General features: G+C 55.8%; 18 protein-coding genes. 6 read left to right on the top strand and 12 right to left on the bottom strand.

Going from position 1 to position 17,041, the window contains the following annotated elements; genetic code table 11:
• Positions 1-157: 157 nt before the first annotated feature.
• The 4 genes from HS103_19090 to HS103_19075 form a co-directional block, all read right to left on the bottom strand.
• Positions 158-1,195 (bottom strand): zinc-dependent alcohol dehydrogenase family protein, encoded by a 1,038-nt coding sequence (locus HS103_19090; protein MBE7514899.1) that lies wholly within the window; start codon positions 1,193-1,195, stop codon positions 158-160.
• Between the two features lie 57 nt (positions 1,196-1,252).
• Positions 1,253-1,651: a cupin domain-containing protein gene (locus HS103_19085; GenBank protein ID MBE7514898.1), complete on the bottom strand. Its 399-nt coding sequence runs from the start codon at positions 1,649-1,651 to the stop codon at positions 1,253-1,255.
• A gap of 77 nt (positions 1,652-1,728) precedes the next feature.
• Complete coding sequence (locus tag HS103_19080; protein MBE7514897.1) at positions 1,729-2,553, bottom strand: SDR family oxidoreductase; 825 nt, start codon at positions 2,551-2,553, stop codon at positions 1,729-1,731.
• 44 nt (positions 2,554-2,597) lie between these two features.
• On the bottom strand, positions 2,598-3,182 hold the full coding sequence (locus HS103_19075; GenBank protein MBE7514896.1) for an NAD(P)H-binding protein: 585 nt from the start codon (positions 3,180-3,182) through the stop codon (positions 2,598-2,600).
• A 168-nt stretch (positions 3,183-3,350) separates the two neighbouring features.
• On the opposite strand from HS103_19075, the gene HS103_19070 reads away from it, so the two are divergent.
• Positions 3,351-4,322 carry an AraC family transcriptional regulator gene (locus HS103_19070; protein ID MBE7514895.1) on the top strand — a complete coding sequence of 324 codons (972 nt, stop codon included), beginning with the start codon at positions 3,351-3,353 and terminating at the stop codon, positions 4,320-4,322.
• Between the two features lie 172 nt (positions 4,323-4,494).
• On the opposite strand, the gene HS103_19065 is transcribed toward HS103_19070, so the two are convergent.
• Both HS103_19065 and HS103_19060 read right to left on the bottom strand, forming a co-directional pair.
• Positions 4,495-4,794: a hypothetical protein gene (locus tag HS103_19065; GenBank protein ID MBE7514894.1), complete on the bottom strand. Its 300-nt coding sequence runs from the start codon at positions 4,792-4,794 to the stop codon at positions 4,495-4,497.
• A gap of 209 nt (positions 4,795-5,003) precedes the next feature.
• Positions 5,004-6,005, bottom strand: coding sequence for a transposase (locus HS103_19060; protein MBE7514893.1), 1,002 nt, complete (start codon positions 6,003-6,005; stop codon positions 5,004-5,006).
• A 66-nt stretch (positions 6,006-6,071) separates the two neighbouring features.
• Between HS103_19060 and HS103_19055 the strand changes: the two genes are divergently transcribed.
• On the top strand, positions 6,072-7,274 hold the full coding sequence (locus HS103_19055) for a glycosyltransferase family 4 protein (protein MBE7514892.1): 1,203 nt from the start codon (positions 6,072-6,074) through the stop codon (positions 7,272-7,274).
• 6 nt (positions 7,275-7,280) lie between these two features.
• Here the strand turns inward: HS103_19055 and HS103_19050 are convergent, their stop codons facing one another.
• A complete protein-coding gene (locus HS103_19050) occupies positions 7,281-7,919 on the bottom strand; it encodes a TetR/AcrR family transcriptional regulator (GenBank protein ID MBE7514891.1) in 639 nt (212 codons plus the stop codon).
• Positions 7,920-8,069: 150 nt separating this feature from the next.
• Between HS103_19050 and HS103_19045 the strand changes: the two genes are divergently transcribed.
• The 4 genes from HS103_19045 (at position 8,070) to HS103_19030 (ending at position 13,032) form a co-directional block, all read left to right on the top strand.
• Positions 8,070-9,479: a cytochrome P450 gene (locus HS103_19045; GenBank protein ID MBE7514890.1), complete on the top strand. Its 1,410-nt coding sequence runs from the start codon at positions 8,070-8,072 to the stop codon at positions 9,477-9,479.
• Between the two features lie 92 nt (positions 9,480-9,571).
• Positions 9,572-10,615, top strand: a complete 1,044-nt coding sequence (locus HS103_19040) for a L,D-transpeptidase (protein MBE7514889.1) — start codon at positions 9,572-9,574, stop codon at positions 10,613-10,615.
• Between the two features lie 2 nt (positions 10,616-10,617).
• A complete protein-coding gene (locus HS103_19035) occupies positions 10,618-11,673 on the top strand; it encodes a L,D-transpeptidase family protein (protein ID MBE7514888.1) in 1,056 nt (351 codons plus the stop codon).
• A gap of 489 nt (positions 11,674-12,162) precedes the next feature.
• Positions 12,163-13,032: an amino acid ABC transporter permease gene (locus HS103_19030; protein ID MBE7514887.1), complete on the top strand. Its 870-nt coding sequence runs from the start codon at positions 12,163-12,165 to the stop codon at positions 13,030-13,032.
• Position 13,033: 1 nt separating this feature from the next.
• Here HS103_19030 and HS103_19025 read toward each other — a convergent pair whose 3' ends face one another.
• The 5 genes from HS103_19025 to HS103_19005 all read right to left on the bottom strand — a co-directional run bounded on the left by HS103_19025 (position 13,034) and on the right by HS103_19005 (position 17,034).
• Positions 13,034-13,588, bottom strand: coding sequence for a hypothetical protein (locus HS103_19025; GenBank protein MBE7514886.1), 555 nt, complete (start codon positions 13,586-13,588; stop codon positions 13,034-13,036).
• Complete coding sequence (locus HS103_19020; protein ID MBE7514885.1) at positions 13,585-14,646, bottom strand: hypothetical protein; 1,062 nt, start codon at positions 14,644-14,646, stop codon at positions 13,585-13,587. The genes HS103_19025 and HS103_19020 overlap by 4 nt, the downstream gene beginning before the upstream one ends.
• Positions 14,646-15,581, bottom strand: coding sequence for a hypothetical protein (locus HS103_19015; protein MBE7514884.1), 936 nt, complete (start codon positions 15,579-15,581; stop codon positions 14,646-14,648). The genes HS103_19020 and HS103_19015 overlap by 1 nt, the downstream gene beginning before the upstream one ends.
• Positions 15,582-15,676: 95 nt before the next feature.
• The gene (locus HS103_19010; GenBank protein MBE7514883.1) at positions 15,677-16,696 is read right to left on the bottom strand and encodes an SH3 domain-containing protein; all 1,020 of its coding nucleotides are present in this window, start codon (positions 16,694-16,696) and stop codon (positions 15,677-15,679) included.
• 137 nt (positions 16,697-16,833) lie between these two features.
• Positions 16,834-17,034 carry a hypothetical protein gene (locus HS103_19005; protein ID MBE7514882.1) on the bottom strand — a complete coding sequence of 67 codons (201 nt, stop codon included), beginning with the start codon at positions 17,032-17,034 and terminating at the stop codon, positions 16,834-16,836.
• Positions 17,035-17,041: the final 7 nt, after the last annotated feature.

Below are 17,041 nucleotides of genomic sequence, written 5' to 3'. Positions count from 1 at the left end.
GACGGGCAATTGCCTGTCCGATCCCACCGCTGCCAATGAGGACGAGAATTTGTTTGCTCATGCTGTTCTCCTTCGCTTGCTATTCTGATTGAGCAGGTTTTCGTTATAGAGTTTCGATGCGGAAACCCGCAGCGATAGCTACGTTTCCGCATTTGCCCTATAACGTGATCATGACCTTAATGGACTCGCGATTGTCCATCGCCTGATAGCCGGCTGGCACGTCGTCCAGACCGATGATCCGGTCAAAGACACGACCCGGCTGGATTTTGCCTTCAAGCACATCCGGGATGAGGTCTTCAATGTAGGCGCGGACCGGCGCAGGACCGCCGCTGATGGTGAGATTGCGATAGAAGGTGGGCGCGGCTGCGGGAATGTTCACATCATGCGGAACCCCCACCCGACCAATGACGCCTCCCGGACGGGCAATGTGAAGGGCGGTATTCATGGACTGATCCGTACCCACGCACTCTAGAACCGAGTGAACGCCGTAACCGCCCGTGAGTGCTTTTACCCGTTCGATGGCTGCTTCACCGCGTTCGCTCACGACATCAGTTGCGCCGAATTCCTGCGCCAGCGTAATGCGGTCAGCATGATTCCCCATCATGATGATCTGCTCAGCACCCAGCCGTTTTGCCGCAATCACACCGCACAATCCGACGGCACCGTCACCCACAACGGCGACGAATTTACCGGGGGCAACCTGAGCGGAAACCGCGGCGTGATGTCCGGTTGACATCACATCGGTGAGGCTTAGCAGCGATGCCATCACGGCACCGTCGTTTCCACCCGCCAACTTCACCAGGGTTCCATCGGCCTGCGGGATGCGAAGGGCTTCAGCCTGAGCGCCGCCAACATCGGGCGAACCGAAAAAGCCGCCATGCTCACAGGACGTGTGGATGCCCGCCTGACAGTGCGGACAAGTGCCATCCGAGAAGGCGAATGGCATGGCGACGAGATCGCCCACGTTGATATGTCGAACCTCTGAACCAATCGCTTCGACCACGCCGATAGCCTCGTGTCCCATTGGCTTGCCGTTTTCGCCAAATTCGGCGTAACCGCGATAGGGCCACAAATCGCTTCCACAGATGCAAGCATACGTGATGCGGATCACGGCATCGGTTGGTTGTTTGATTTGAGCATCGGGGACATTCACAACCCGAACATCACCTGCACCGTACATGATGGTTGCACGCATAGCGCTTTTCTTCCTTGTGTTGTCTCGCTGCTTCCCTGCGCGGATTTCCGGTTACGTTTATTCAGCCGTGTACTGCGCGTCGCTCACGTGTTCCATCCATTCGACGACATCACCATCCAAACTTTCCTGTATGGCGATATGGGTCACCGAGGTCGTCGGGGCGGCCCCGTGCCAGTGTTTTTCGCCCGGCGCAAACTGAACCACGTCGCCCGGACGAATCACCTCGATGGGACCTCCCCAGCGCTGGACCCGACCACAGCCCGCCGTCACGATCAGGGTTTGTCCGAGCGGGTGGGTATGCCATGCAGTACGCGCACCGGGTTCAAACGTGACGCTGGCACCCGCCATCCGCGCCGGTGCCGCTGCGGAGAAAAGTGGGTCAATTCGCACCACACCGGTGAACCATTCCGCCGGTCCCTTGCCAGAGGGTTGCGACCCATTTCTATTGATTATCATTGTTCGAGCTCCTCGTCCTGTTTACAAAATTCCTGCGGCGGAACATGGCCGTTCCGCCGCTGTGCGATAACTGCCTATTAAGGGGCAAGTTCACCGTACCAATAGGCAGCCGTCACACCGCCATCGATGAGGAAGTCGCTGCCCGTGATAAAGCCACCGTCCGGGCCCATGAGCAGGGCGGCGACATTTCCCACCTCATCAGGCGTACCGGCACGTCCGGCAGCCGACACCTCAATCATGCGGCGATACCCTTCGCCGCGTGGCCCCGTGAGTTCGTCTTTCGCAAGCGGCGTGATGATGATGCCGGGACTGATGGTATTGATACGTGCGCCACGCTTGCCCCACCGAACGGCCTCCGCCATGACCCGCAGCGAGTTCCCACGTTTGGAGAGTTGATAGGCGTGCAGCGAATCTTTGACCTGATCGGACTGAAGGAACGGCAGACTGAGCAGTTCTTCAACCGGAGTTAGCGCCAACGCTTGATTCTGTTCAACGCTCAGCGGCGGAAGACGATGCCCTGATTGTGATGCAATCACGACGCCCGAGCCTCCCGCAGTGATGACATTTCCGAACGCTTCCAGCACGAGGGCCGTGCCATAGAGATCGACGTTGAGGATCGTCTGCGGGGATGCCTGCGACGGGGAGACTCCCGCAGCGTGAATCAGCCCGGTGATCTCGCCCCGCTCCGTCGCTGTTTTGACAAGCCGCTCCACGTCATCACGCGAGGCAACATTGACGGTTGTTATACTGACTTCATAGCCTGCATTCGTAAGGACTTCCGCCGCTGCGCTGGCATTCGCTTCATGCAGATCGGCAAGAACCACATGCTTGCCGACGCCCACTCGCCGGGCAATCGCCTGTCCAATCTGACCTGCTCCAATTAAAACAATTACGTCCGTCATCGTTTTTCTCCTGTGCAGTCTGCGTCTTACGACTTTTTTGCCCGTTACCCACGACTGACACCCAGGCTGTGCCGCACTTCCATATCGGGTGTGAGCGCCAGCCTGACAATCAAATCGGACAGGCTGTTGAGCGAGATGTCATGCCCTTTGAACGGCTCGCCTTTTTGCGTGAGCTGATAGTTCACTTCAGCATCACGGGTGAACCAGCCGGGGCGCAGGATGGTGTAGTCCAGATCCGAGGCTTCGATCACAGCCGCCGAATCCCGATAGGGGTCAAGGATACTGCTATAGGTCTCGCCCGGTACTTCGCCATAGATCCCCATCGAGCTGATGAAGATCAGGCGCCTGACACCCATCGCGTGCATCGCGCTGACGATCACCTTCGCCATTTGCGCCATCGCGCCGGCGAGGTTGGCATACACGACATCCTGACCCTGCATCGCCCGTTTCAGTGTTTCCAGATCAAGGACATCGCCCTCGGCAATCGTCACCCGCGCCGGGTCAGGGTTCCTGAGCCGATCCGCGCGGCGCAAATACAGCGTCAGCTCCACATCGGGCTGCTTTAGCAAAACCGGAATTGTGTGCCGTGCCACCTGCCCATTCGCACCCAGAATCAGAATTTTGGTCATCGCGCTGCCTTCTACCTTTGAGGTTGTGTACGCTTTATACTGCTCATTATAGGCAGAGCCGGCAGGCAAGGATTGTAGAATCCTACGCGATCATTGCAGAATTCTCCGAGAATCCGGCAGGATTGTCAAAGCAACTTTGGAGTATTGTATAATGCGCCTGATCTTCAAATGCACGCGGAGCAAGAGGTTCTCATGGATGGTTTTAACCCTCAGCGAACAGAACGGGATACACAGCGGCTGCGGGTGAGTCGTGAGGAACTGGTTGAGCGAATTGCGGTCGTGATGCGCGAAGATGGTGTCCGTCAAGCGCTGCCGGGGCTGCATCTGGCGCGGCTCTCGGCGCCGCTGGAGAAGCTTCACAGCGTGCTGGAACCGTCGCTCTGTGTGATTGCTCAGGGGAGCAAGATTGTATTTATCGGGGGAAACCGGTATCAATACGACCCGTTCCGGTATCTTCTCACGACGCTTGAGCTACCCCGAGTCAGTCAGGTTGCCGAGGCGTCCAGAGCGAAACCCTATCTCAGCCTCAGGCTGGAACTTGACCCGAATCTGGTGGGTTCGGTCATGATTGAAGCCGGTCAGCTCATCCATGCCGACAGCGCTCACGTGGAGGCCACGACGGTGAGTCATTTAGACCCCGATCTGATGGATGCAGTAGTACGGCTCGTCCGGCTCGTCGATGCCCCCGCCGAAACGCGAATGCTGATCCCATTAATTAAACGTGAAATCATCTTCCGACTGCTCATCGGTGATCAGGGTGGACGGCTCAGCCATATGATCATCTCAGGCGGCTACACATCAAATATCGCCAAAGCCGTTGAGCAGCTCCGCCAGAATTTCGATCAGTCGGTTCGGATCGAGGATCTTGCCCAGAAACTAGGGATGAGTGTGTCGAGTTTTCATCAACACTTTAAGTCGGTAACGGCGATGAGTCCCCTGCAATTTCAGAAACGGCTGCGCCTGCAGGAAGCCCGTCGCCTCATGCTCAGTGAGCGGCTTGATGCCACCAGCGCCGCCTATCAGGTCGGGTACAACGATGCCGCCCACTTTAATCGGGAGTACAAAAGCCTCTTTGGGGATGCGCCCATCCGTGACATCCAGCGCTTACGCGAAGAAACGCTGGAGTCCGCGGTTGAATAACCCACCGGTGGAACCCGGATACGCTGGCAGCATTGACGCCACAGGCAGCGACAGATTCTAAGGCGACCCCGCTCAATTTCATTGACACTATCTGAAAACCGATCAAGCCTGTCAAACCGGTCAAACCGATCAGGGCGGCTGACTGGTTGACCGGTTTGACCACTTTGACCGGTTATTTTGTGGTTCCGTTTTCAATCGGCGGCACATCGTAGCGCTGCATCATGTCCAGCACTTCGCGGCGCTCGATAGCGTACAGCTTGCCACCAACATGATGCTTGCGCCGCGATTGGTCAATCAGTTGAAGGCGCTTCAAGATATGCCCGATCCATTGGGCGTTCCCCATCTCGTCAGCGGACTGACCCAGCAGGCTGCGAATCTTCTCGCGCAAATCCGTCCCCTTCACCCAGACAATTCCATCTGCGTCACGAGTGAGCAGGTCGAGTGCCCGTAAGAAGGACAATAAGAATAACAAAGGCACACATCCCCGCCCTTACCGCACCCCACCGCCTATGTTATACTACGCTCACTGACCACCCCGCAGCTTAGGACGGTAAGCGAACATTCCGTTCTGACGAAACCAGCCGCAGTCTTGCTGCTGGTTTTTATTTTGCTATAACCCTGTATTTCTTCTGCGCCGCCGCTGTTCCGTATCCAATTGCGAATATCCTTAGGGCTTTCGCTTTAGTTGATGCCAAAGGCAGAAAGGCGTGGTGAGCGCAACTCTGCCCGCAAATAGTCGCGGAATAAATCTCGCTGTGCCTCGTAAAGGCTCTTGCCTAATTGGTGAGCCTTAACTTTCAGCGAGAGCCAAGCGTGATAACAACAAGCCAGATGGTTGCGTTGTGAACGCGCTTTGCAGCACTCGCACTTTTCACTCCCGGTCAATTGTTTGAGTTCCCGATGCAGTTGCTCAATCTGCCAACGCACGGCATTCGCGTCTTGAATGTCGGACTTGGAGAAAGTGCCTGGGGGCTGGTTTGTAATCACCCATTCAATGTCACCGTTTGGGGCAACTAGCTTGAATAACTGCACATAAAAGGGAACTTCCTTCAGCTTAACCGACAGACCATGCTCTACGGCGTCGCTTGTCCATTCAATCGCCTCCAAATGAATAGAGCCGCTCGCTTTACTCAAACTCACCATACGATTGGCTTTGAGCGTGGTCACAAAGTAACGACCAGCGCGATGAATCAACTTCAAATTATCCACGGAGGCATACCAGCTATCAAACAGTAGGGTCTTGGCGTGGATACCCTTGTCCATCAGGGCATTTAAGACCATTTCACGGAAGTGATCCTTTTTGGTCTTGCCATCCGTTTCAGGAGCATAGATGCGGTAATCAATCGGGTAAAAGTCGGTACCATCGCTATGCACGAGATTCACGACGCCGATATCACGCACTAGACCATGTTCTGCGCCACTATATTGCTTTTTCACTAACTCTATCTTGCGCCAATACTGCTTATTCTGCACGCTATCAGCGACGATCCAATAAGCCCTTTCACTGTCCTTCAACAAAGCCCCGACCAAATCCCACAAATGTCGGGCAGTCAGCTTGTCTCTTTGCCAATAATCACTGACAGCATCTTGGCTCATCGCTTCCAGATGTTCAGCCAGATTACTCCATGTATAGTTGCCAGGTGTACTTATCAGGTACTCAATGTATTGGCGTTTGCTTATCATGCTTCTACAATATCAGCAATTTGCCTTGCAAGCGAAAGTCCTAATCATGAGTGATTTGGTCGGGGCATGATTCTTTATACGATCACCACCTACCCACCGAGTATTGGCGGCGCACAGGCGCATACCCATGCCTTCGCTCAACAGATTGCCACCCGTGAGGACACCCGCGTAATCTACCAATGGGATACCAACCGTACCGATTGGCTGCGGGGAACAACCTTGAATGCGCCGCCGCCTGCCATCCCGCCCCCGCTTGATGGAATACCTCTCTATCGTCTCTCGCTCAGTGATGAGGGGCGGCGGCGGGTGCGCTTTTGGGTACACACCTACCGCCTGTTTCAAGGGACAGCCATTGCGCGGATCAGCGAACAGTTCACCGAGACGATGCAGGCAGTTCTCGCCGCACATTTTCCGCACCCGCCCCGTCTGATCCATAATGTGCGTGTTGGGCGTGAGGGCTTGAGCGATGCCTCCTGGCGGCTGGCTCAGCGGCTTGGCGTGCCGTTCGTTCTGACGCCCAACCATCACCCCAACTGGCGGGGATGGCTCTACCGTCATTGGGGCAGTCTCTACCGCCGTGCCGACGCCCTGATTGCCTATTCGGAATGGGAACGCAAGGAGTTGGTGAGGTTGGGTGTTGAGCCGCACCGTATTCACGTGTTGGGCATTGCCCCCTTGCTCTCCCCCTCGGCGGATGGAGAGCGTTTCCGGCGGACAATGAACATTCCCCCCCACGCCCCGCTCATTCTGTTTTTAGGGCAGAAATATGCGTACAAAGGGCTTGAGCCGCTCCTCCATGCCGCGCACGCGGTTTGGGAGCAGCATCCGGCGGCACGCTTTGTTTTTTTAGGACCGCGAACCTCCCACAGTGCGGGGGTGTTTCGGCAAGTGAGCGACCCGCAAATCATTGAGCGCGACAGCGTAGACCTTCAAACAAAGACCGATGCCCTTGCTGCCTGTGATGTTTTGTGTGTACCGTCCTCGCGGGAGAGCTTTGGCGGTGTTTACATCGAAGCCGGGGCGCTAGGCAAACCCGTGATCGCGGGGGACGCTCCGGCAGTAACGGAGATTGTGCGGGAGGATGTCAGCGGCTACTGTGTTCATCCAGAACCAACCGCCATTGCCGCTCGCCTAACCCTCTTGCTAAGCAACCCCTCGCTAGGCAAGCGCTTGGGTGAAGGCGGACGTGAGATCGCCGCCGCCTTCACATGGGAGGGGTTGGCGGAACGCTTGTGGCACATCTATGAAGAACTTTTCTCTATCTCCTAAGCAGGATTAGGACTGTCGTTGGGAGGGGGGGGGCGTGGTCATCCCAAGCGCCCAAAACGAACCAAAACTACACAAATAAAGCATCCATTTTGCCATGACCTCTGGGCTGTATTTCATCCCTGATTCCAGCCACCAACTGATCACCCCGATCTCTGCTCCGGCAATGAAATGGGCGATAAATTCCATCGGCATACGCGGCGTTATCTGCTCATCTTCACTCACAATATCCCGAATAAAGAGTTGTTCAAAAACAGTCGCTAAATAGCGCCGGACTTGGACGACGAACGACGCCACCCCTTTTTCGCTAAGGATCACCCGATAGAAATCGGCGTGTTGCGCCACATGCTGAAAATCAGAGGGGTCGGCAAGCGCATCAAAATCGACGCCGAGGATAGGGTTTTTAGGCATTCTAGGGAAATCACGCACAAGGTCGCCGTAAACCTCGATCATGCTTTTGTAAAGAAGTTCGTCTTTATCTTTGTAGTGAAGATAAAACGTGCTGCGATTTACATTCGCCCGCTCAGTAATGTCCTGCACGGTGATCGTAGCGTAATCTTGTCCCTTGATCAGGTCGATCAGCGCATCACGCAGCATTTGCCGCGTGCGCTGAATTCGGCGGTCTACTTTGGGTGGTGGGATGGTCATGATCAATGCCCTCTCTCATATATTTATCAACAAGTGTCGTTTATCCGACGCAGCGACGAAGCTGGTGGTTGACGTGATTCAAAAATATCCTTAGAGTCAGTTGAGTTAGACATCAACGTGTCTAGTATACTCCAATCTGTTGAGGAAATCGTGAGCGACACACACATCACCAAGCACAATTTACCGCCCCTTGCCTTTAGGGTGCGCAACATCTGGGAAATGTTCAAACTTGGACGCCGCTACACCGCTGAGCCATTAGCGTTAATTGGGGAAGGCTTTGCTACGTTTGGCGACATTCACTATTACGACTTTCGCGGGCAGAATCAAATGATGATCGCTGATCCTGAAGCAATCCAGCAGATCACCGTAAGCCAAGCGCAAAAGTTCGTTAAGAATGCCGATTACACAGATACAAAGCGCGGTTTGGCGCGGTTTTTGGGAAACGGCTTGCTGACGAACGAAGGCGATGCGTGGAAGCGGCAGCGGAAGCTCATGCAGCCGGCGTTTCACCACAAGCGGATTGAGGGCTATGCTGAGCATATAGTGGGCAGCACCACCGCTATGGTGGATGGCTGGCAAGGGCAAACAACGATCCCCATTGCCGAAGCTCTGATGGCACTCACCCTGCGAATCGTCGTGAAATCGCTGTTTGCCGCCGAAGCTGACGCCGATACCGAACAGATCGGGGAGGCGATGGATATTATTCAGGATTTCACAAACGATATGCATTTGCTCCCCACATGGCTGCCAACCCCGCTTGAACTGCGGGCGCGGCGGGCAGTGAAACTCCTTGACGAAGTGATCTATCGGCTTATTAAACGGCGGCGTGAGGAGGGCGAAGATCGCGGCGATTTGCTCTCCATGCTCCTTCAAACAACGGATGAGGAAGGCATCCCCATGAGCGATAAACAAATCCGCGATGAGTTGGTCACACTTTACCTAGCCGGACATGAGACAACCGCGAACGTTCTGAATTGGACGTTTTATCTCCTTGCCCAAAACTCAACACAGCGAAAGGCACTCCAAACGGAAATTGATGGTGTTCTCGGCGGGCGGCTGCCGACGCTGAGCGATTTGAAACGCCTTCCCTATACCGAACAAGTCGTTAAAGAGGCAATGCGCTTGTACCCGCCGGCATGGGTATTTAGCCGCATGGCGATTGAAGATACCGTGCTTGGGGGGTATCTGATCCCACAAGGGAGTACCATCGTCGTTTCCCTCTATCACACCCATCGCCATACCGCCTTATGGGGGGCGGATGCCGATCAGTTCATCCCCGAACGGTTTGCCCCAGAGCGCGAAAAATTGATTCCGCGCTACGCTTATCTTCCGTTTGGGGCGGGGGCGCGGATTTGCATTGGGAACATGTTTGCCATGATGGAGGCACAGCTTATCTTGGCGACAATTGTCCAACGGGTTGATCTCGCCTTGCATCCGGGGCAAGAGGTGAAGGTTGATGCCAAACTGACAATGCGCCCTCAAGGTCGGCTGCCGATGCTCATTCAGCGGCGCGAGATGCAGGCAGAACACCCTCAAGAATTCGCAGCGGTATACGCCTAACGGAGGGTAAGCGTCAGTCAAACGGGTAGCCACCTTAAGGCGATTTTCGGTAGTATTGAGAAACCTATTGAATCGCCTTGAGGGTATGCCTGATGAGTCCTTTATTTTCACCCCCGCTGCGTTGGGGGCTTGCCGTCCTGATCGCCCTTTCCTCACTGGTGGTCGTCAGCCCCAGCCGCGCTGATGGGTGTTTAGGGGTTGTTGATGGCGGCGGCTGCCGTCACGGGCTGCCCGCCGATCAATACAACGGACTCCTCGCCCAAATGCAGGCGAACCCCGAACCCTCTGTCAGCCAAATTGGGGTGAGCGGTGGGGAACTGCAACGCTGGAGTTTTTGGCGGCTTGCCAGTACCGATGTGACGATCTACAATGCCCCCAATGGGAAAGCCATTGGTAAGACAAACCCAGGGTTTGCTTTCGTCCTCGCCTATCGCAAAACGGATGACTGGATGGAGATCGAACCCGATAAATGGATCAAACGTACTGATCTCACCGCAACCTATGCGTCGGGACATACGGGCGTCCTCTTAAGCGGCGGGATGCCCTTTCAGATGGCATGGATTTTGCGTCCGACCCGCGCCTCCGCCATTCCGGGCGCCAAAGCCGACCCCGCCAACCCCGTTTTAAAGCAGTACCAGCGCGTCTACATTTATCATGCCGTCACCGTTGGGACGTATGAGTGGTTTCTTGTTGGTCCGGGGCAGTGGGTGATGCAGTTAAACCTCGGACGGGTGACGTTTATTGCCCCGCCGGGTGGTGCAAACGGACGTTGGGTATCCATTGACCTCTATGAACAAATTCTTGTTGCCTATGAGGGCGGCACGCCGATTTTTGCCACGCCAATCTCATCGGGGCTACGCAGCTTTCCCACCCGTGAAGGGCTGTTTAGCGTTTGGGCAAAAATGGCGACAGACGACATGAGCGGTTCGATGGGCTTGCCCGATCAATACAGCATTCCGCGTGTCCCTTATGTTTTGTATTTTGATGGGGATCGCGCCTTGCACGGGGCGTTTTGGCACAACAGTTTTGGCTACCAAAAATCGCACGGCTGTGTGAATATGTCCGTTGGGGATGCCAAATGGGTGTATGATTTCCTCGGTGAAGGGTCGTCCGTCTACGTGTTTCGGAGTCGCTAGTGATGCCTTTTCGATCTGCCCGATTCTGGTTGGTTCTGGCGGTGCTTCTAACGGCAAGTGGGGTGCTGCCCATCCCCGCCCGTGCCGAAGATTCGCCCTGTTTTACGCCGGGTACGCCGGGGTGTGCTTATGGCTTGCCTGCCTTCCAATATGAGCTTCTCTTAGGGGAGATGGTGGCGCACCCAACGCCCAATGTGCGTCCTTTGGATGTCAGTATCCGCGATGTGCAGCGTTATACGTACCTTCAGGTGGCACGCGAAGGGGTGACGCTCTATAACGCGCCGGGAGGCTCCCCTATGGGGGCAATTGACCCGGGCTTCAACTTTGTAGAGGTGATCAACAGTTCGGGGGATTGGGTTGAAGTGGAGCGTGGAAAATGGACGCCGCGCAGCAATCTAAAAGCGGTAGGGGCATCTACCTTTGCAGGTGTACTCATTGATAGCGAACTTGCTTACCCCATGGCGTGGCTGTTGCAACCCACTGCCCCCAGTGAAATTCCGGGGCAAAAACCTACGGCAGGGACGGCAATTCTCCCGCGCTATACCCGTGTCAACCTGTTTACGCATGTCACCGTAGGGCGCTGGCGCTGGTACTTGATCGCGCCCGGGCAGTGGGTTGAGCAGCGCCAGATTGGGAAGATCGTCCCTCGCCGCAAACCAGAAGGCTTGAAAGGGCGCTGGATTTCCGTTGACCTCTATGAGCAGGTGTTGGTTGCCTATGAGGATCAACGCCCCGTCTTTGCCACGCTGATCGCTTCGGGCTTACCGCAGTGGCCCACGCGGGAGGGGTTGTTCCGTATTTGGGCGCGGTTCGTTCAGGACGGCATGACCGGCGCCATGGGGCAGCCAGACTTTTACAGTTTGCCGGCTGTGCCGTATGTCATGTACTTTGACGAGGCGATCAGCTTGCATGGTACGTATTGGCATGATGGCTTTGGCTACCGCCATAGTCATGGCTGCGTCAATATGAGCGTCACCGATTCGCGCTGGCTGTTCAACTGGACGGATAACTTCTACCGCGATACCTATGTGTATGTATGGGCAAGCGGGACGTATTAACCACTGACGCCGATTTTAATAGAACGTGCAGCCCTCATCCCCCTGCCCCCTTCTCCCATTGGGAGAAGGGGGGAATTACGATTTTTGAGGGGGAATTCCCCTCAAACCGCTCCCTTGCCGTGCTGTGGGAAAGACGAATGATCCAGCCTTAGCGTTCATTTGCGGCACCGGTTATTACGAGTGATTTCGGTTGGGACAAGGATCGCGCACACGGGAACTTTGGTTGTGGTCAGCCGTGTCTCGTTTGACAGTGTGTGGCATGCGCCTACAGCATTTTTCAAGGGGATTGACCCCTTAGTGGTTGACAGCCCCGCTTATCACGATATACTTGCCGATGGGCTAGGGGGTGGTGATCAAGGGGTAAACGAACGACGCCCGTCCTTCTTGTAAGAAGGCTGGTTGCAGCCCAACCAGTGAGGGTACTGCAATATATGATTCTGAGGAGCGCGTCCCAACAAAACAAGCGAAACATCCGCAGATCGGCTGATCATGACTTCCACCCCCGGACAATCTCGGTTACTCCCTATCCTAAATACGCTGCGACAGGTGCCATGGTGGGTTTTGGTGGCGGCGATTTTTGGCGTCCTCGCCTTTTGGCAAATCACCACCGATAAAACGCTTACCCAAATATTCAACCTGCTCATGGGTGGGCTAGGGGTGACTATTTTCGTCAGCGTCCTTGCTTATACCCTCGCCATGCTTGTGGGATTGTTGGTCGCCTTTGCCCGTCTGTCGAAGAATCCTTTCATCTACCATTTGGCGACGTTTTATGTCGAAATTGTACGCGGGCTGCCGATGTTGGTTTTGCTACTTTATATTGCGTTTGCGCTGATCCCGGGGATTATTTTCGGCTTGAACACCCTCGGGCGTTCCCTGATCGCCACTGATCTTGAGCAGCTTGGGGTGATCACCTCCATTGCGAATTTTCTGACGACGATTCGCCTGCGCGATTTCTCAAACCTTGCCCGCGTCATTATTGCTTTGATCATCGGCTATTCGGCGTTCCTTAGTGAGGTATTTCGGGCGGGGATTCAATCCATTGATCGGGGGCAAGTTGAGGCGGCACGGTCACTGGGGATGTCCTCTGTTCAGGCGATGCGTCACGTCGTTTTGCCGCAGGCGCTGAGGAATGTCTTACCCGCTTTGGGAAATGATTTTGTGGCGATGGTGAAAGATTCCTCCCTCGTCAGCGTCCTCGGTGTGCAGGACATTACAGGGCGGGCAACGATCTACATGACGGGCAGCTTTCGTACCGAGGAAACGTATACGGTGATGACCTTCATGTATCTGTGTGTGACGCTCATTTTATCCCTGTTTGTGCGCTGGGTTGAGCGACGCAGCACGCGAGATAAACGCTGAGCTAGGGCTTAATAATCCCCAATAGATGAGCCATTAATCCACATGCGCCGATCAAAGCCATCAGCCCAAAACAGCCGAAACTAAGGGCGACAATGCCGATCCCGGGTGTCAGGGTCGTGACCATTCCGAGCAAGCCCAATGGACTTTGCCCCCCGCCCCCCCGACGACCAAAGCGAAATAGAGAGCCTAGCCCTGTCCCTGCTTCTGTGTCGGATGATTCCATCTGTGGCTGTAAGCGGGCATCTTGCGCTCCTCGTCGGCTCTGGCGTCCGCGTGGCTGCGCCGGACGAGCAACCGAGGTGCGGCGGCGAATGTAGGCAGAGGGATCAAAGTCCGCACCCAGCGGCTGCGAGCCATCTTCGGCTTGTCGCCGCGCATCATACATAACATCTTCTGGGTCAGCGTCGGCTAGCCGCCCGCGCCGCTCCACGTAACGATTGGCGTCAAACGAGGCGAAATCGTCCCGATTCTGATCCCGCGAAAGAGCGAACTCGTCATCTAATGAATCATCATACTCATCATCTTCGTTGGAATAGCCACCGCCGGGGAAATTCATGATTCACCTTCCTCATCCTCGTCTGCTGCTTCCGTGACCAAGCGGGGGTTTAGGTCGGTGCGCAAGACTTCCCAGAAGATCAGCCCGCTGGCAAAAGGCAGCCACGCTGTGCCAAAGCCAACCACCGTGTAATAGATCACCACCCCTAAGGGGGCATCTTTGCCCTCTACAAGGGGGTATGCCACCCCTCCGGCAAAAAGAAACATCCCCGCCATGATCACATAGGTGATTAAATTCGGGGCGATGTAGGTGAGTTCGGCAAGGATAGACGGTTCGTAACCCCGGCGATCCTTCTGCCAACGCAGCGCCCAAAGACAATATGCCACTAGCACAACAGGGATGAGAAATATCAAGGCGGGGATCGCGCCATTGATCATCCCCACCAACACCGAGATAAACAGCGGCACGCCAACAAGAATACCTTCCCACCACAGCAGGGTGAAGCGTGTTTCACGAAGCGTCCCAAAGCGCGGCGGGAGAGTTGAAAACAGTATAGCGAGGATCATCAGCCCAATTACGGTGTAGAGTTGGAGTGTTTCCATCGTTGCCAAGCCCCACCCCACCGTTGCCTGAAGGGGATACCAATGCCCCCAGAGCGCCCATGCCACGCCAACAACGCCTGCCGAAGCGATAGGGAGTGGTTCGGGCGCTTTGCCACGCATGACAATCAGAAAAAACATGAGCGCTAAAAAGCCAGCGCCCACTTGGAGACCCATCCCTCGTGACAGCAGCCCAAAGGGGATGTTCTCATAGGCAGTGTGATTGATCAGGCTGCTGGCTGCCAAGCCATAAACGCCGCTTGCCAAGCCCAACGCGGCGGGAGTCGCCACTTGAAAGCGGACGACAAGATCGAGAAAAATTGCCCCCAATGCCGTATAGAGAATGTAGAGAGCAACCCAATCAAACCCTGTCCGGCGGGGCGGGTTTTGCCAAACGACGAGTTCAGAAAGGACAAGCAGCACCATCCCAAAGGTGAGGCGAATACGCCACTCGGTGAGGCGCGTGCGGGGCTTGATCTTCCGCCGCAGTGCGCCAAGGCGGACAAGAAAGGTCATCATCAGCGGCATCCATACTGAGCAGCAGAGATCGTATCCCCCGCCGAGGCGAACGCCTTACACGCCAGCGTTTTCGTATCATCCGAAAATGCCGGAGCGATGCTCATCAGGCGGGCGAAAACCTGTGCAGCAAGCGGATAATTACCCGCTTCAAGGTAGCCGCGTGCGCTTAGGTAGAGTTTCGCCGCATTCACCGTAAACCCCCAATCTGTGTTGCTTAGCGCGTTGATCTTAAACGCCTTCTCAATGACGACGATCATCTCCCCCAAACGTCCCTCAAAGCGGTATTGGCTGCCCAACGCCTGATAGACCGTCAGCAAAAGTTGTTCGACCTCTCCGCGTTTGTAGCTGGCATCCACCGCCCGCAGCGCCTCCAACCAACGCATGGCGGTTTCGTAATCTGTGCGGCGAACCGATTCTTGGGCGCGGGTGAGCAGTTCTTCTGGGGCAAACGCGCCCGCCGGAGGGGGTGTTGTGGTGGGCGTAGAGGTGATCACCGTTGGGATGGGGGTCTCGGTGGGTGTGGGAGTCGCCGTTGCATTGAGCGCCGCTTGCGCCGTCGCTTTGCACGCCGCCATTTCTGCGTAAAGCGGTTGAAGGGTCGCCACATAGTCACAGCGGGTAAAGGCGAGTTCCCACTGCCCATCATCTAGATTTGTCCGTGCCAATGTTGCCTGCCGGTCCAAGGTGGCGGCGACAGCAACCGCCTGAGTTGCCCGCCGTGCTGTCCCACCATCCCGCCAACCGAGGAATCCGGCGATCCCAATCACGGCAAAGGACATGACCAACATCATGAGGATCACCATACTGATAAGCAGCGTGTTGCCGCAACCGCGTCGGGGCGCATCATCGAAATAATCATCGAGTCCGGCGGGGCGGCGGGGCTGCGTATCGGGCTGTGGGGTGTGGGGGGAAAGTGTCGGATCGATGGTGGTCAAACTGCCTGATTATCCTTATGTCTCTGTATATCTCTGTGAGGTGTCGTTGGGGCGAGGCTCAGACCATCGCCCCTAACGGTTTATTCTACAGCACCTTATGGGAGTACCGGCACAACCCGGCTGAAGTCACGGGGGGTTGCCACAACCGATTTGGCAATCCAGCCCGTGCCAACAGGGGTATCGGCATACCACCACCCTTTATCGGCGCTCTGCCCCAAAATGGTGATGAACGTACCGCCCGCCACCGATCCGATGCTCTCAAAGCCCAAGCCCGGTCCCAAGCGGATGTTCGCGCCGGTGCGCGTTTTTGCCGTCAAATCAAGTTCCGCACCCGTCGATTCGGCATCCAGAATGGCGACACTGCCAAAATAATTCCGTGTGGCAACGCCGGAGGTGATCACCCAGCCCTCACCGAGGATGGAATCGACAAACAGCCAACGCCCACTGGCATTTTTCCCCAAAATCACGGAGACCTCTCCGGCGGGAATCACGCCAATGATCGTGTACTGTGTGCCAGGACCGCTGCGCAGCGTTACATTGGCGTTGGCAATGGCGATGGGTCCAGCTGTTGACGGGGCATCGGGAACACCGACTGTGCCGAGGTTTGTGAGTGTTGCCTTCACCCACCCTTTGCCCCCTTTGAAGCGGATTTGCAGCCAACTTCCATCAGGCTGTTGCCCAATAACAAAGAACTGCATGTCTTTTTGCAAGGTGGCGATGGAGGGCGCTTCGGCGCCGGGACCCGTGCGGACATTTGCTGCACCAGTAATGATTGTCCCGATGATGCCCGGATCAATGATGGGGACGGATTCCCCACCAACAACCTCTACATCTTGGGCGCGAAGGTAGCCCGCCCCAATGGGCGTTTCCGAATACCAAAACTGACGGTCCGCTGTGACGCCCGTCACCGGGGTGATCACATTCTTACGGAGCGCCCCAAACTGCCAGAACCCTGTGCCGGGTCCGGCGTAAACAACAGCGCGATCCCCACTTACTTTGGCATAGGGCTGCCCAATTTGGGCGGCAGCGGGATGAGCCGCTAATCCCGGAAGGGTGATCCCCGCAATCACGGCGAGGACGATCACCAAACGGACCAACGATTTTGACTTGAGCATAAATAAAGACCCCCTTCTGTGGTGGCGAGGTCAGGACGACGAACTAAGACAAATCGCTATGCAGTGTAACCCTGTCAGGGCAAACAGGCAACCTACAGGAGCGCTGCTCTCCAAGCCTAGCAACCGTTGGTGCTAGTTCACAGAGCAAACTGAGCAAGATGATAGAGGCGATCCAGAGGATCAGCCTCCGGCTGTAACGTGCGATTGAGTCTGAGCCGCACCTTAAACATGGCAGCCACATGGGCTAGACGGGCTTCAACATGGGTAGGAGAGCGATGAAAGACCATTTTCGAGCGGCAAACAGTCGTCACCAGCGAGAGTGCGGTTTCCACCGACATGCGTGCG

The organism is Anaerolineales bacterium, assembly GCA_015075625.1.
In the GTDB taxonomy this organism is placed as follows: domain Bacteria; phylum Chloroflexota; class Anaerolineae; order Aggregatilineales; family UBA2796; genus UBA2796.
The sequence above is the reverse complement of the archived record's forward strand: the minus strand, read 5'-3'. Positions and strand labels throughout refer to the sequence as shown.